The sequence below is a fragment of the Vannielia litorea genome, assembly GCF_018424695.1.
Classification (GTDB): domain Bacteria; phylum Pseudomonadota; class Alphaproteobacteria; order Rhodobacterales; family Rhodobacteraceae; genus Vannielia; species Vannielia litorea_A.
The window spans coordinates 1-14,841 of sequence record NZ_QTNQ01000047.1 but is presented as its reverse complement, the minus strand read 5'-3'; the positions used below and the strand labels follow the sequence as shown (position 1 = coordinate 14,841).

12 protein-coding genes are annotated in these 14,841 nt (G+C 64.9%); 7 read left to right on the top strand and 5 right to left on the bottom strand.

The window, feature by feature from the left end; translation table 11 throughout:
* The first annotated feature begins 8 nt into the window (after window positions 1–8).
* The 3 genes from DYI42_RS15170 (at window position 9) to DYI42_RS15160 (ending at window position 3,330) form a co-directional block, all read left to right on the top strand.
* A complete protein-coding gene (locus tag DYI42_RS15170) occupies window positions 9–1,436 on the top strand; it encodes an NAD(P)(+) transhydrogenase (Re/Si-specific) subunit beta (RefSeq protein WP_213546840.1) in 1,428 nt (475 codons plus the stop codon).
* Between the two features lie 173 nt (window positions 1,437–1,609).
* Window positions 1,610–2,485 (top strand): alpha/beta hydrolase, encoded by an 876-nt coding sequence (locus DYI42_RS15165; RefSeq protein WP_213546839.1) that lies wholly within the window; start codon window positions 1,610–1,612, stop codon window positions 2,483–2,485.
* A 269-nt stretch (window positions 2,486–2,754) separates the two neighbouring features.
* Window positions 2,755–3,330 carry a hypothetical protein gene (locus tag DYI42_RS15160; protein ID WP_213546838.1) on the top strand — a complete coding sequence of 192 codons (576 nt, stop codon included), beginning with the start codon at window positions 2,755–2,757 and terminating at the stop codon, window positions 3,328–3,330.
* A 46-nt stretch (window positions 3,331–3,376) separates the two neighbouring features.
* On the opposite strand, the gene DYI42_RS15155 is transcribed toward DYI42_RS15160, so the two are convergent.
* Window positions 3,377–3,886, bottom strand: coding sequence for a pyridoxamine 5'-phosphate oxidase family protein (locus DYI42_RS15155; protein ID WP_213546837.1), 510 nt, complete (start codon window positions 3,884–3,886; stop codon window positions 3,377–3,379).
* A gap of 269 nt (window positions 3,887–4,155) precedes the next feature.
* Between DYI42_RS15155 and DYI42_RS15150 the strand changes: the two genes are divergently transcribed.
* Window positions 4,156–5,325, top strand: a complete 1,170-nt coding sequence (locus DYI42_RS15150; RefSeq protein WP_213546836.1) for a type III PLP-dependent enzyme — start codon at window positions 4,156–4,158, stop codon at window positions 5,323–5,325.
* A 304-nt stretch (window positions 5,326–5,629) separates the two neighbouring features.
* A complete protein-coding gene (locus tag DYI42_RS15145) occupies window positions 5,630–6,916 on the top strand; it encodes a DUF3422 family protein (protein WP_213546835.1) in 1,287 nt (428 codons plus the stop codon).
* Here DYI42_RS15145 and DYI42_RS15140 read toward each other — a convergent pair.
* The 4 genes from DYI42_RS15140 to DYI42_RS15125 form a co-directional block, all read right to left on the bottom strand.
* Window positions 6,864–7,940 (bottom strand): YeeE/YedE family protein, encoded by a 1,077-nt coding sequence (locus DYI42_RS15140; protein WP_213546834.1) that lies wholly within the window; start codon window positions 7,938–7,940, stop codon window positions 6,864–6,866. The two genes, DYI42_RS15145 and DYI42_RS15140, sit on opposite strands and share 53 nt — an antisense overlap.
* Before the next feature lie 195 nt (window positions 7,941–8,135).
* On the bottom strand, window positions 8,136–9,137 hold the full coding sequence (locus DYI42_RS15135) for an ABC transporter permease (RefSeq protein WP_213546833.1): 1,002 nt from the start codon (window positions 9,135–9,137) through the stop codon (window positions 8,136–8,138).
* Window positions 9,130–10,137, bottom strand: coding sequence for an ABC transporter permease (locus DYI42_RS15130; protein WP_213546832.1), 1,008 nt, complete (start codon window positions 10,135–10,137; stop codon window positions 9,130–9,132). The genes DYI42_RS15135 and DYI42_RS15130 overlap by 8 nt, the downstream gene beginning before the upstream one ends.
* 74 nt (window positions 10,138–10,211) lie before the next feature.
* Window positions 10,212–11,930, bottom strand: coding sequence for a peptide ABC transporter substrate-binding protein (locus tag DYI42_RS15125; RefSeq protein ID WP_213546831.1), 1,719 nt, complete (start codon window positions 11,928–11,930; stop codon window positions 10,212–10,214).
* A 405-nt stretch (window positions 11,931–12,335) separates the two neighbouring features.
* On the opposite strand from DYI42_RS15125, the gene argE reads away from it, so the two are divergent.
* On the top strand, window positions 12,336–13,499 hold the full coding sequence (argE, locus tag DYI42_RS15120) for an acetylornithine deacetylase (RefSeq protein ID WP_213546830.1): 1,164 nt from the start codon (window positions 12,336–12,338) through the stop codon (window positions 13,497–13,499).
* Window positions 13,500–13,505: 6 nt separating this feature from the next.
* Window positions 13,506–14,669 carry a M20 aminoacylase family protein gene (locus tag DYI42_RS15115; RefSeq protein ID WP_213546829.1) on the top strand — a complete coding sequence of 388 codons (1,164 nt, stop codon included), beginning with the start codon at window positions 13,506–13,508 and terminating at the stop codon, window positions 14,667–14,669.
* The last annotated feature ends 172 nt before the right edge of the window (window positions 14,670–14,841 follow it).

Genomic DNA, 14,841 nt, shown 5'->3' with positions numbered 1-14,841 from the left:
CAGGAGCAATGGATTACGGATTTACCACTGCGGCCTACGTTGTTGCCGCTGTTCTCTTCATCCTCTCGCTGGGCGGCCTCTCGGGGCAGGAAAGCGCCAAGCGGGCTGTCTGGTACGGGATCGTGGGCATGGGGCTGGCCGTGCTGGCCACGCTCATCGGCCCCGGCTCGGGCCTCTGGCTTCTGACGCTGCTGCTCATCGCGGGCGGCGGGGTGATCGGCTACATGGTGGCCACCAAGGTGCAGATGACCGAGATGCCGCAGCTTGTGGCGGCGATGCACAGCCTCGTCGGCCTCGCAGCGGTTTTCGTGGGATACAACGCCCATTTCACCATCCGCCTCGTTGCGGACGGGGCGCAGGCTGACGAACTGGGCTACTTCGCCTCCATCGTGGCGCACAAAACCCCGGTCGAGCTGAACATTCTCGCCGTTGAGCTCTTCCTCGGCGTGTTCATCGGCGCGATCACCTTCACCGGCTCTGTCATTGCCTTCGGCAAGCTCTCGGGCAAGGTCACCTCGGCGGCCACCAAGTTGCCGGGCGGGCACATGCTGAACGCTGGCGCTGCGGCGATCTCGCTGCTCTGCCTGTTCTGGTACATGAGCACTGGCGGTTTCTTCCCGCTGTTCCTGATGACGCTGGCCGCGCTCTTCATCGGCTATCACCTCATCATGGGCATCGGCGGGGCCGACATGCCGGTGGTCGTCTCGATGCTCAACAGCTACTCGGGCTGGGCGGCGGCGGCGATCGGCTTCAGCCTCGGCAACGACCTGCTGATCGTGGTGGGCGCCCTCGTGGGCTCCTCGGGTGCGATCCTCAGCTACATCATGTGCAAGGCCATGAACCGGCATTTCGTGAGCGTGATCCTCGGCGGCTTCGGCGGCGGGGGCGGCGAGCAGATGGCCGTGGAAGGCGAGCAGGTGGCGATCGAGGCCGATGGCGTGGCAACCGCGCTGAACGAGGCCGACTCTGTGGTGATCGTGCCGGGCTACGGCATGGCCGTGGCACAGGCGCAGGGGGCGGTCAGCGAGCTGACCCGCAAGCTGCGCGCCGCCGGCAAGGAGGTGCGCTTTGCGATCCACCCCGTTGCGGGCCGTCTGCCGGGACACATGAACGTGCTGCTGGCCGAGGCCAAGGTGCCCTATGACATTGTTCTCGAGATGGACGAGATCAACGACGACTTCCCCTCGACCGACGTGGTGATCGTCATCGGCTCGAACGACATCGTGAACCCGGCCGCCCAGGACGACCCGAACTCCCCCATCGCGGGCATGCCCGTGCTGGAGGTGTGGAAGGCCAAGCAGGTGTTCGTCTCCAAGCGGGGGCAGGGCACGGGTTACTCGGGGATCGAGAACCCGCTGTTCTTCAAGGACAACACCCGGATGTTCTACGGCGACGCCAAAGACTCGGTGAACAAGCTGCTGCCGATGATCGACTGATCGGGCACAGCGACGACACAATCAGAAGGGCCTCCCGATACGGGGGCCCTTTTCATATGCGCAGCTTGCCGCCGCTCGCGTGAAGGTTGCATATGTGCGGTTGACATGCGTTTTTGCCCTTGCGAGCCTTCCCCAAGGGCAGCCATTCCGGTCTGCCTGCATGGGAGGTTTTCATGAAGATCCTGTTTTGTGCCGCGCCTGCGGCCCTTTGTGCTTTTCCGAGTTTCGCCGGTGAGATCGCCACCTACAGCTTCGCCTCGGAGACCTTGGGGCGGGATTATGCCTATACAGTCTATCTGCCCGACGGCTACGCGGAGAGCGGGCTGACCTATCCGCATATGTATCTGCTGCACGGCTCGGGCGGCAACGAGACGAGCTGGGTGGTGGATGGCAAGGCCAAGCAGGTGCTCGACAAGGCGATTGCCGATGGGGTGATGCCGCCTGCCGTGGTGATCATGCCGGGCAGCCTGAGCTGGTGGGTTGATGGATATAACGAGCCTGCCGAAACTGCATTTTTTGATGATCTCATCCCGCATATCGAGGCCACCTGGCGGGTGATCCCCGAGCGCGAGGGGCGGGTCGTTGGTGGGCTCTCTGCCGGGGGTTACGGCACGGTGAACTTTGTGCTGGAGCATCCCGAGATGTTCGCAGCCGGTGCCGCGATGTCGCCCGCGGCCTATGTGCCGCAGCCGCCCGAGAGCTCCTCGGCCAACCGCCATGCGGCCTATCTGGACGCCGATGGCAACTACGACCCCGAGAAGTGGACCGAGCTGAACTACACTGCCTATCTGGACGATTACCTCGCCGGGGACGTGGTTGTGCCGATGTATATCAACTCGGGCGACCATGACGTGTTTGACATCGCCTACCATGGGGCGGTGCTCTACCAGAAGTTGCGGGATCACCAGCCGAACGATGTTGAATACCGGGTGATCGACGGCGATCACGAGTGGCAGGTCTGGATCGACACGCTGCCCGAGGCGCTGGAGTACGTGTTCTCGCATACCAAGCTGCCGCAGGGCGAGATGCCGATGGCGGCGAGTCAGTAGCGCCGCCGCGCGGGCGGGGGCTGGCTGAACAGGCGCGTGGTCTGCCCTTGCAGCCGCCCGCCCCTTGCAGCCGCCTCCGTCGGCAAACCCTTCCAGCTTCCTTTGCTGAGAACCGTCCGGCGGACGGCGCGTCAGATCAGATGCGAGGCGCATCGCGGCGCGCGCGCACCGACGGAAAATTACCTGCCTCTCGCCATTCTGTCGCCTCCCGGATCTACGACTCGGGAGGCACTCGGCCTTATCGGGCCCTGATGAGGTGAGAGCGACAGATGAGGTATGTGCTTGTAGCGGCGTTGCTCTTTCTGCTGCCGTCCACCGCTTGGGCAGGCGATTTGTATTACGGCAAAACTCTTTACCGAGAGGAGCATGGGGCGTTTACGGTAACTTGTTACCACGCCAACCCGAGCAACTTTCTGAACGGGTGGAAAAAGGTGCGGACGCTCTGCGGGATCAGGATTTACCCGGAAGCGGATGGGTTTGATGATTTGGGGGAAGTTCGCATCGGCGCAAAGAGCGTCACCTTCGATGTCTATCGCCACAAGTATCCGGAGACCTACATTGGCTACACCATCGAGCAGAACGATGAGGTGATCTGGACGCTGCCCGACGTGGGGCTGGCCGACCACTCTCGAGGCAACCCGCTTTCCGGGGCGGAACGGCGGGCGTTCATGGAAGCGATGGCTGAGGGAGAGGCGGCGGGCGGCACGTTGCGGCTGCGGTTCACTGTCGCCTACAGCAACGAACGGTCGGTGGATTTGCGCATCCCTCTGGTGGGCTGGAGGGATGCTCTCGTCGACATGCGGCGCGAGGCAGTGGAGCAGGGACTTCCGGCGGAGGACTGGTGAGCCGGCACGGCCCGCCGCAACGCGCGACGGGCCTTTGGCGGCAGGCTCAGGCGGCCAGCCTGATGACAGCGTGATCGCCAAGATCCGGCGTGTGATCGCCGAGGTTGGCGCGGAGCATCTCGATGCCGAATTGCAGCGCATTGGCATCGACCGTCCAGACGGCGGCCTCGTGCAGCGGCATTTCCAGCAGCAGCACCTTCGGGTCGTCGATGCCGCCTTCGAACCACATCGCGGCGGCGGGTGACCAGAGATCTTCCAGCTTGTTGCGATCATCGGAGGCCGTGATCGGGCCGGACATGCAGGCATAGACCTCGCGGTTGCTGGTGGTGAGGGTGAAATGCGCCTGCGCGCCGCTGCCCACATCACGCGCGAGATCGGTGTCGTTGGCGGTGATGAAGCGCAGCACCCGTGCCTCCTCGTCGAAGAAATGGGTCATCGGCTGGGCGTGGCTGTTGCGGTCGGTGACGGCAAGCATGCCGGTGCGCTCGTCGTTCAGCGCCGAGAACAGCGCCTTGCGCAGCGCTTCGGTGTCATGGTCGTTCTGGTGGTGTGACATAGGAAAGATCCTCCTTTGGCAGACCAACAAGCGGGGGGAGGGGGCGGTTCCGCTGGTGCGGTGCGGCCACAGCTTTGGGGCCGTGAAAGTTTTTCGCAGCGCGTTGAAATTTCCTCTTGATCCGAATCCGCATTGGCCCCATTTGCGCGCTCAAGACGCCAACGCACGCGCCTCTGGCCGGCAACATCATCGCCTGTGTTTACGTAGCGACGGTAACGTCTCCCTTGGAAGTGAGCGGTCATATATGGCCGGGTCTATTGGAGATGACCATGACGATGATGTTTGATGGCGCCCTGGCGTCTGCTCCCGTATCCGTGCCCTCCCGTGTGGAGGCTTTCATCCTCGCCAACACGTTCGACAAGCCGACGCTGGTGATCGACACCGACGCGGTGGCCCGGCAGTTTCATGCGCTGAAGGCCGGCCTTGGCGGCGCGGCCATTCATTACGCGGTGAAAGCCAACCCGGCCCGCGAAGTGCTGGAGCGGCTGCTGGCCGAGGGCTCCAACTTCGATGCGGCCTCGCGCGGCGAGATCGAGCTGTGCCTGAGCCTTGGTGCGCGCCCCGAGCAGATCAGCTTCGGCAACACCATCAAGCGTGCCTCCGACATCGCCTTCGCCCATGCCGCGGGCCTGACCCTTTTTGCTGCCGACAGCGAGGAGGAGCTGGAGAAGATCGCCGAGCACGCTCCGGGCGCGCAGGTGTACATCCGCCTTCTGGTCGACAACCCCGAGGCAGACTGGCCGCTCAGCCGCAAGTTCGGCTGCTCGCGCGAGACGGCGCTGGCGCTGCTGGATCGTGCGGTGGTGCTGGGGCTGGAGCCGGTTGGCTTTTCCTTCCATGTGGGCTCGCAGACCAAGCGGGCTACCATGTGGCAGGGCGTGCTCGACCATGTGGGCGGTGTCTGGGCCGATGCCCGTGCCGCGGGCCATGCGCTGGAGCTCATTAACATCGGCGGCGGCTTCCCGGCCTTCTACGGCGAGGAAGTCGACGCCCCCACGGCCTATGCAGACAACGTGCGCCGCATGGTCGAGGCCCGCTTCCCCGGCGCCCGCATCATGGCAGAGCCGGGCCGTGGCATGGTGGCCGAGGCTGGCGCTATTGCCGCCGAGGTGCTGCTGGTGAGCCGCAAGTCGGAGAACGACCTGCACCGCTGGGTCTACCTCGATATCGGCCGGTTCTCCGGTCTGGCCGAAACCGAGGGCGAGGCGATCCGCTACCAGATTGCAACGCCGCATGACGGTGAGGCCACCGGCCCCTGCATTCTGGCGGGCCCGAGCTGCGACAGCGCCGATGTGCTCTACGAGAAGCGCCCGATGCCGCTGCCGATGAGCCTCAAGGCGGGCGACAAGGTGGTGATCCGCAGCTGCGGGGCCTACACCTCGTCTTATTCTTCGGTGGGTTTCAACGGCTTCCCGCCGCTGGACGTTGTGGTGATCTGATCCGCAGCCGTTGTTTCGGCAGGCCTCGCGCTTCCTGACATCGGGGAGGATGGCGCGCCGTTCCTAAGAGGACGCGGCACGCGATGAAAGCGCTTCGATGGCCGCCATTGGTGCCGCCCGGTCGCAAGGCCGGGCGGTTTCCGTTTCAGGGGCCGTTCTCAGGCTGGCAGGTGGCTGTTAGGCTTGTGCGGAGGAGGCCGAGCGCGGTGCACCGCGGTATGCAGATAAGCAGCTGATATTGCGACGTTCTTTCTCTTTACAGCATGCCTGGCAACGCCTAGCAGGGAGCAAACGAGGGACGACAATGGCCGAGATCGAAGACCACCCGTTGCGCTACCAACTGGCAAACGAATTGCATGCCCGGCCTTTTCCGGCGCTGGATGTGCCCTGCCGGGCGGCCTATCTCGCGCTGAAACCGACCGAAGGCGCCGCCGGGCGAGACCGGGAAGCCGAGCGGGCGCATTTGATCGACCTGCTGGACCGGCACGGTGCGCCGCATCCGCAGCCGGATGCAACGCATTATTCCGGCCAACTCGGGCGCCATCAGATCAAGTGGGAGAGCCATACAGAGTTCGTCACCTATACGATTTTCGGCTCCGGCGTGGCCGATCGGCCCTTTGACGGCGAGACTTTCCGGATGTTTCCCGAGGACTGGCTGGCAAAGGCTCCCGGCGTCCGGGTTACGTCGGCGCTGATGCGGGTCGAGACGATGCCAGAGACGCCTGAGGCGGTCTCCCAGAAGATCGCCGGCTGGATGGTGCCGGAGAGCGTGGCGGTCGCGGAAGTGGTGGACGGCGACGTGATCGTGAGCACCGATTTTCGCATAGACCCAGCGGGCCACGTGCGCTTTGCCTGCTTCGTGAAGCCGGGGGTGGGCGCGCATCGGGTGGGGCGCGTGCTGCAGCGGCTGACCGAGATCGAGACCTACAAGGCGATGTCGATGCTGGGGCTAGGGCGCGCGCGCCGGTTGGGCAAGCCGCTGAGCGACCTCGACGACGAGCTTTCGGACATGATGGACGCGATGACGGGCGAGCGCGTGCGCCCGGCGGAGGAAGAGCTGACCAAGCTGCTGCGGGTTGCTGCGGATATCGAGAGCCTGCTGACCCATGCGAGCTTTCGCTTCGGCGCGACGAAGGCCTATGAGGCGATTGTCTGGCAGCGCATCGAGGTGCTGCGCGAGGTGCGCTTCATGGGGCGGCAGACGCTCAAGGAGTTCATGACGCGGCGCTACGATCCGGCGATGCGGACGGTGAAGAGCACCGAGGCGCGGCTGAAGGCGATGGCGGCGCGCTCGGCACGGGCCAGCGACCTGCTGCGCACAAGGGTCGACGTGGAGCGCCAGGCGCAGAACCAGGCTCTGCTGGCCTCGATGGACAGGCGCGCCGATCTGCAACTGCGCCTGCAGCAGACGGTGGAGGGGCTCTCGGTGGTGGCGATCAGCTATTACGCCGTCAGTCTCGCCGCCTATGCGCTGGCCCCCTTCGCCTACAAGCTGGGGGTGGACAAGGGCTGGCTGACGGCGGGGCTGACGCCGGTGGTCATTCTGCTGGTGTGGCTAGCGGTCCGGCGGATCCGGAAGAAGCTGCACTAGCCTCGCCGAGAAGGCGCGCGGTGAGCACGCCCCCGGCGGCGATGGAGGCCAGCGCGAGGAAGGCCGAGACGCCCAGCGTGGAGGTGCCGGAAAGGCCCGCGCCCACGGTGCAGCCACCGGCCAGCACGCCGCCTGCACCCATCAGCACGGCCCCGGCGAGGTAGCGGCCGGTCTGGCGCGGGGTTTCGAAGCTCTGCCATTTGAAGTCGCGGAAGATCAGCGCGGCAATGAGCGCGCCGCCGATGACGCCACCAACGAGGCCCACGCCGAAGCCTGCGGGGATCGACGAGGAGGCGATGGCCCAGAACAGGGTTTCCGAGGAGGGCAGGGTGAAGGACAGGCTCTCCATCGCGATCGGGTCGAACTCGTCATAGAGCACGTAGCCGGTGCCGACCCAAGCCAGCGGGACCAGCGCGCCGATCAGGGCGCCCATGGCGAGCGTGGCAGGGCGGGCGCCGGAGCGCAGGGCGAAGAGCAGGGCTGCGGCGACGATCAGCGCGGTCCAGACCCAGGCACCGCCGGGCAGGGCGGCGAGCGAGGCGGTGTCACCCAGCGGCGCGGTGACCGAGCCGAGCGCGGTGCGCAGCGGGGCCAGCACGCCTTTGAGCGTGGCGTGGGCGACGACAGCGAAGATGGCGAGCACCGTGAGCGCCCGCAGGTTGCCGGTGCCGGTCAGGACGGTGAGGCGCGAGATGCAGCCACGGGTCAGCACCATGCCTGCCCCGAAGGCGAGGCCGCCGATCACGATGGCGAGCCAGGGCAGGTCGGCGGCGAGGTAGCGGTGGTCGGCAAAGGAGATGAGTCCATAGGAGACGAGCGCCTGCGTGCCAAGGATGGCGACGGCGAGGCCGGTGAGCCAGACACCCGCGGCGGAGCGCCGTTCGCTGGCCTCCCCGGCCACGGCCCGGCGGAAACAGAAGCGGCTGCGCTGGCCGAGGAAGCCGAAGGCGAGGCCGAGGGCGAGGGCAAACCAGACAGCCACCTGGCGGGCCGTCGTTTCTTCAAAGCCGAGCGATTCGAACATGGGGGCACTCCTGTCGCGGTCGAAGCCCGGCAGGTAGCGCGGTTGCAGCGCGGGTGCAAACGCCGGCGTGGGGATGGGATTTTGTTCTCGCGTATGGGCAAGAACGGCGTCCCGGCTTTGCTTGGCAGGGGCGAAACGCGTTCGCGCGCCAAGGGTGGCGCGCGATGCATGGTCTTATCTGCATGTGTGCGGCGGTCAGCGGCCCCGGATGCGCGGATCGAGCGCGTCACGCAGCCCGTCGCCGATGTAGTTCACGGCGAGCACAACGAGCGAAATCATCAGCCCGGGCCAGATTGCCCTCTCCGGGAAGTTCTGTATCCGGTCGGTGGCGTCGAACAGCAGCTTGCCCCAGGTCGGAAAGTCCGAGGGGAAACCGAGGCCGAGGAAGGAGATCGCGCTTTCGGTGATGATGGCGGTGGCCAGCCCGAGGGTGGCGGAGACCATGATCGGCGAGAGCACGTTGGGCAACAGGTGGCGGGTGACCATCTTCAGCGGCGGGGTGCCGATGGAGCGGGCAGCGAGGATGAACTCGCGCTCCTTCAGCGCAAGGATGTCGGCCCGCACGATCCGCGCGGTCTGCATCCAGGAGGTCGCGCCGATGACGCAGACGATGAGGATGAAGATGCCGAGCTCCGGCCCGAAGCTGGCGCGCAGCGTGTCGCGGAAGAGCAGCATGATGACGAGCAGCAGGGGCAGCAGGGGCAGGGCGAGCACGAGGTCGGTGAAGCGCATCAGCAGCCCGTCGAGCTTTTTCACGTAGCCCGAGGCCACGCCGATGGCGGTGCCGATGATCATGGCCAGGGCCATGGCGACCCAGCCCACGGCGATCGAGACGCGCCCGCCGTGGATCAGCGTTGCCAGCACGTCGCGGCCGAGGTTGTCGGTGCCCAGGGGATGGGCCCAGCCGTATTTCATGCGTTCGAGGCTTTCGGGGGGAATGCACCAGTCTGTCCAGGAACAGGAGAAGAGCGGCATGTAAATTGGCCGCCAATCCTTGTTGCGGATGTCGAGCTTGGTGGGGTCGATGTCCCAGATATATGGCCCGAATGTCACGCCAAAGGTGATGAAGAGCAGCACGAAGGCCCCCATCATCGCGCCCTTGTGGCTGCGGAACTGGCGCCAGACATCGGCCCATTGCGAGCGCTCCTTGCCGCGCGGCTGGCTCTCGCCGATCACATCGGGGGTCTGCTCAGTCATAGCGGATCCTCGGGTCGAGCACGCCGTAGAGAACATCGGCGATGAGATTGAAGACAACGATGAGCACGGCGAAGATGAAGGTGATGGTCTGGACCATCGGGATATCGTTCGCCTGGATGGCGGTGATCAGGAGCTGGCCGATGCCGTTTACCTTGAAGACCTGCTCGGTGATGATCGCCCCGCCGAAGATGGCGGGAATGCCGAGCGCGATGACGGTGACGACCGGGATCATCGAGTTGCGGAGCACGTGGACCATGACCACCGACCACTCCCCCAGCCCCTTGGCGCGGGCGGTGCGCACGTAGTCCTGGTTTAGGTTGTCGAGCATGGCCGAGCGCATGTAGCGGCTGATCTGCGCGGTGGTTTGCAGCGCCAGCACCATCACCGGCATGATCATCTGCATGAGCTGCACCTTGAAGCTCTCCCAGTCTTTCACGACGTGGGTGGTGTCATAGATCGAGGGCAGCCAGCCGAGCTTGACCGAGAAGATCACGATCACAACGACACCCGAAAAGAAGGGCGGTACGGAGAAGCCGATCATCGACACCAGCGTGCCGGCCTGATCGAAGACGGAGTATTGCTTGTAGGCCGAGATGATGCCGATCGGTATGGCGATGAGCACGCCGACGACATAGGCCATGGCCACCACCCAGAGGGTTTGCGGCAGGCGTTCGATGATGGTGTCAAAGACCGGTGTGCGGAACTGCCACGACACCACGCGCTGGGTGCCCTCCATCATGTTGGTGCCGAAGAGCCAGTCGAGGAAATAGCCTGGCTCGACCACGAAGAACTGGTAAAGCCATTTGAAGTAACGAATGTGCAAGGGTTCGCCCAGCCCGAGCGCCTCGCGCATCTTCTGCTTCACCTCGTCGGGAATGGTTAGCGGCATCTGCGCCATCGGATCGCCGGGGGCGAGATCGAGGAGCAGAAACAGGATGAGAGAGATGAATAGGAGGGTCGGAACCGCGAGGATGAGCCGTCGGATGATGAAAGTGATCATGCGGGCGCGCCTGTCTGGGAGGGGCGGAGTGGCCGTGCGCCACCCAGGGGCGCACGGCCGGTTCTATGTACGGATCAGTTGGTCTTGATCCGGTACCAGTCGGCGACGTTCCAGATCTCGCTGTCCCAGACATTGAGCTTGACGCCACCGAGGCTGTTGGCATGGGCCGACAGGCGCCCGCGGTGCACCAGCGGGATCATGCCGCCATTCGACACGATGATGTCGTTGAGCTGCTTGGCGATTTCCGCGCGCTCCGCTGCATCTGCGGTGACGGCCAGCTTGGCGTAGAGCTCGTCATACTCTTCCGAGCAAAAGCGCGAGATGTTCTCGCCCTGCCATTGCGTGGCCGGAGAGGGGGCCTTGTCGCAGGTGCCGTTGCCGAGATAGCTCTGCGGATCGGTGCCGTTGAAGGTGTTGGCGTACATCTCCACGTCGGCATAGAACTTCTGGAAGGTGTCGGGCGAGCCCGGATCACCGCCGAAGAACACCGAGCTGTCAACGTTGCGCAGCTCGACCTCGAAGCCGATCTGCTCCCACCAGTCCTTGATCAGCGCCTGGAAGTCCTGGCGCACGGCGTTGGTGGAGGTCTGGTAGAGCATCTTCAGCTCGACGCCATCCTTCTCGCGCACGCCGTCACCGTTGCTGTCGACCCAGCCGGCCTCTTCCAGCATCGCCTTGGCGCCTTCGATGTCCTGCGTGGAGCAGTCAAAGGTGGTCGAAACCACGGCGGGCGGCGCGGGCACCCAGTTGCACGAGACCTTGCCGGCCTGGCCGTAGCCCACTTCAACGAGCAGGGGCCGGTCAATGGCCATGGACATGGCCTTGTAGACCGCCGGATCGGAGAGGTAGGGGTGCGGGCGCACGACAGACCGCTCATCCGGGCCGAGCGCCGGGTCGGGGTTGGTGTTGTTGAGCATGATCCGCTCAAGCAGCGGGCCGAAGCCGGCGACGGCCTTGCCCTTGCCGGCAGCTTCCATCTCGGAGATCACGTCGGGCGCGAGCTGGAGGTTCCAGGCGTAGTCGAACTCGCCGGTCTCCATCACCGCACGACCGGCTGCGGTGGCATCGCCGCCGCCCTTGAAGGTGATCGAGGCGAAGGCGGGCTTGCCCTCTTCACGGTAGTTGTCGTTGGCCTCGAAGGTGATCACGTCATTCGGCTTGAATTCCACGACCTTGAAGCCGCCGGTGCCGACCGGGTTGAAGTTGGCATCGGTGCACTCGGGAGCCTTGGCGCCCATGCAGTCGGCAAACTGCGCGGCCTGAAGGATCGGGCTTTCACCGCCGACGAAGGGGCCGTACGGGAAGGGGGTGGGCTGCTCGAAGGTGACCACGACGGTGTGTTCGTCCGGAGTTTCGACAGAGCTCACGCCGTTGAACTTGGTGAGCTGGGCGCAGCCGCCTTCGGGATGCGTGCAGTACTCATAGGTGAATTTCACGTCCGCGGAGGTGAACGGCGTGCCGTCGGACCAGAGAATGCCGGGCGTGATCTTCCAGGTGATGGTGGTGAGGTCTTCGCTGACGCCGCCGTTCTCGACGGTGGGCACTTCTTCGACCAACCAGGGGGTCAGGTTGCCGGTCTCGTCATAGCGCGCCAGCGGCTCGAGCACGAGGCTGGCGGCTTCCACGTCCTTGGTGCCGCCCGAGAGGAACGGGTTCATGATCGACGGGGCCTGCCAGTAGATGATGCTGACGTTGCCATCGCGGCCACGTTCGCCCTCGTGGGCTTCGGCAAAGGCCATGGGGGCCAGTGCGCAGCTTGCGGCGGCTCCGAGCAGAGCTGTCTTGAGTTTCATGGAGTTCTCCTTGTTGGATACACGACACCTTTTGCCCGGAGGGGCCGGTGTTCTGCTGTGCGGGATGTGTCGGACGATGAGAAAACATGCAGAGCGCACGTAAAACGGGCGCCCGGGGCGCGCTTTTCTCCTTGAGTAGAGCAGATGCCGTGAAGGGTCATCCTCTCTCCCTGTCCAACCTTGCTTTTATGGGTGTTTTCACGCCTCCGCCCCCGCGGATGCGCCATCCCCTGAATGTGACGGTAGCATGAAACCGGGGCGGCGCAATGGGCTGATCGCGTGACCTTGCGGCGTGTTTGAGCAAGTGCCTGCCGATTGGGCGCCAGGCCTTGACCTCTGTCCACCTGCGCACCACCCTTTGCACGGGCTCCGTGACCGGGCCCATGGAAAGGCCCTTCTGCACCCGTGACCCCGCGCGACATCCTCGAAAAGCTCGTGTCCTTCCGGACCGTTTCAAGCGCCTCCAACCTCGACTTGATCGACTGGGTGGAAGGCTGGCTCGCGGAGCGGGGCATTGCCGCCACCCGGGTGCCGGATGCGACCGGGCAGAAGGCGGCGCTGTTTGCCTCGGTCGGGCCGGATGCGCCCGGGGGCGTGCTGTTGTCGGGCCACACCGACGTGGTGCCGGTGGAGGGCCAGAGCTGGACTTCCGACCCGTGGTGCGTAGAGGAGCGCGACGGGCGGCTCTATGGCCGGGGCGTCGCCGACATGAAGGGCTTCGACGCGCTTGCGCTTTGGGCGATGGGGCAGGCGTCCGAGCGGGGCGTGGCGCGGCCCTTGCAGATTGGTCTGAGCTACGACGAGGAGATCGGCTGCTTCGGGGCGCCGCCGATGATCGAGGCTTTGGCGGCGAGCGGATTGCCGCGTGCCGAAGCGGTGATCGTGGGCGAGCCCTCGATGATGAAACCGGTCACCGGGCACAAGGGCAACCTCGGCTTCCGGATCGTGGTGAAGGGCTTTCCGGTGCACTCCTCGATGATGCACGAAGGTGTCAGCGCGATCATGGAGGCCGCGCGGTTGATCGGCTGGGCGAATGAGGTGAATGCGACGCAGTTCGCCAAGGCTCCGCGCCCGGAAGAGGCGGTGTTCACGCCGCCCTGCACCACGTTGCATGTGGGCCGGATCAAGGGTGGCGAAGTGCACAACATCACCGCCGAGCATTGTGAATTCATGTTTGATTTCAGGGTGATGCCCATGGAATCTGCAGCGGATTGGCGGGCGCGACTTGAGGCGCAGGTGGCCGAGATCGAGGCGGGCATGAAGGCCGTGCACCCGGACGCGGGCTTCACCCTTCACCAACTTTTCGACGTGCCAGGGCTTGCGCCGGAATCCGGCCCGGAGGCGCGGGCCGAGCCGCTGGTGCGGGCGCTGACAGGCGAAAACGGGCCGGGGCAGGTTGTGAGCTTCGCCTCCGAGGCAGGGCAATTTCAGAATGCCCGTTATTCTACCGTGATTTGCGGCCCCGGAGACATTGCACAGGCCCACAAGGCAGACGAATATATGACCATTGCACAGTTCGAAGCTGGCCGCCGGTTCATGGAGCGGCTGCTCGACCAGCTCAAGGAGTAACCCCAAGTGCCCATCAAGAACCGTCTTTCCGAGATGCAGCCCGAAATCGCCGAATGGCGCCGGGACTTCCACATGCATCCGGAAATCCTGTTTGACACCCATCGCACCGCGGGCATCGTGGCGGAGAAGCTACGGGAGTTCGGTTGCGACGAGGTTACTGAAGGGATCGGGCGCACCGGCGTTGTGGCGGTGATCAGGGGCAAGGCGAATGGGTCGGGTAAGGTGATCGGGCTCCGGGCCGACATGGACGCGCTGCCGATTCACGAGCAGACCGGGCTCGACTATGCCTCCAAGACCGACAATGCGATGCATGCCTGCGGCCATGACGGCCACACTGCGATGCTGCTGGGCGCGGCGAAATACCTGGCCGAGACGCGTAATTTCGACGGCACCGTGGTTGTCATCTTCCAGCCTGCCGAAGAGGGCGGCGGCGGCGGCCGGGAGATGTGCGAAGACGGGATGATGGAGCGCTGGGGCATCCAGGAAGTCTATGGCATGCACAACTGGCCAGGTGTCCCGACCGGAACCTTTGCCATCCGTCCGGGCGCTTTTTTTGCGGCGACAGACCAGTTTATCATTGAAATTGAAGGGCGTGGCGGCCATGCGGCCAAGCCGCACGAGACCGTGGACAGCACGGTGGTGGCCTCGCACACGGTGCTGGCCTTGCAAAGCATCGTCAGCCGGAATGCCGACCCGACCTCGGAGGCGGTTGTCTCCGTGACCAGCTTCGAGACCTCTTCGAAGGCCTTCAACGTGATCCCCCAGCGGGTGGAGCTGAAGGGCACGGTGCGCACGCTCAGCCCGGAGACGCGGGCGCTGGTACAGGAACGCCTGCCGGCGATCGCGGAGAAGACGGCGGAGGTATTCGGGGCGGTGGCCAAGGTGACCTACATGAAGGGCTACCCGGTGATGGTGAACTCCGAGGAGCAGACCGAGTTTGCCGCCGAGGTGGCGCGGTCGGTTGCGGGGAGTTGTGCGGAGGCGCCGCTGGTGATGGGGGGCGAAGACTTTGCCTTCATGCTGGAGGAGCGGCCGGGCGCTTACATTCTTGTTGGCAATGGCGACACGGCGGCGGTGCACCACCCGGAGTACAACTTCAATGATGAAGCGATTCCAGCGGGTTGCAGCTGGTGGGCCGAGATCGTGGAAAAGCGGATGCCGGCGGCCTGAGGCGCCGTTAACAGGGCGTGCGCTGTTGGGTTAACCGCGATTTTTGCAGGGCCACAACCTATGCACATCCGATGCACATGTCATTCGACATGGAGGCGGCCGGTTAACAGGGCGGGCGATGGCGCGAATGTGAGAGGTGCGGCCGGACATGGCACAGCTCCCGCCCTCCCAC

What these genes read in the sequence shown, in the direction of transcription:
- DYI42_RS15170 (WP_213546840.1), top strand. Translation starts at nt 9, where the DNA reads ATGGATTACGGATTTACCACTGCGGCCTACGTTGTTGCCGCTGTTCTC.
- DYI42_RS15165 (WP_213546839.1), top strand. Translation starts at nt 1,610, where the DNA reads ATGAAGATCCTGTTTTGTGCCGCGCCTGCGGCCCTTTGTGCTTTTCCG.
- DYI42_RS15160 (WP_213546838.1), top strand. Translation starts at nt 2,755, where the DNA reads ATGAGGTATGTGCTTGTAGCGGCGTTGCTCTTTCTGCTGCCGTCCACC.
- DYI42_RS15155 (WP_213546837.1), bottom strand. Translation starts at nt 3,886, where the DNA reads ATGTCACACCACCAGAACGACCATGACACCGAAGCGCTGCGCAAGGCG.
- DYI42_RS15150 (WP_213546836.1), top strand. Translation starts at nt 4,156, where the DNA reads ATGACGATGATGTTTGATGGCGCCCTGGCGTCTGCTCCCGTATCCGTG.
- DYI42_RS15145 (WP_213546835.1), top strand. Translation starts at nt 5,630, where the DNA reads ATGGCCGAGATCGAAGACCACCCGTTGCGCTACCAACTGGCAAACGAA.
- DYI42_RS15140 (WP_213546834.1), bottom strand. Translation starts at nt 7,940, where the DNA reads ATGTTCGAATCGCTCGGCTTTGAAGAAACGACGGCCCGCCAGGTGGCT.
- DYI42_RS15135 (WP_213546833.1), bottom strand. Translation starts at nt 9,137, where the DNA reads ATGACTGAGCAGACCCCCGATGTGATCGGCGAGAGCCAGCCGCGCGGC.
- DYI42_RS15130 (WP_213546832.1), bottom strand. Translation starts at nt 10,137, where the DNA reads ATGATCACTTTCATCATCCGACGGCTCATCCTCGCGGTTCCGACCCTC.
- DYI42_RS15125 (WP_213546831.1), bottom strand. Translation starts at nt 11,930, where the DNA reads ATGAAACTCAAGACAGCTCTGCTCGGAGCCGCCGCAAGCTGCGCACTG.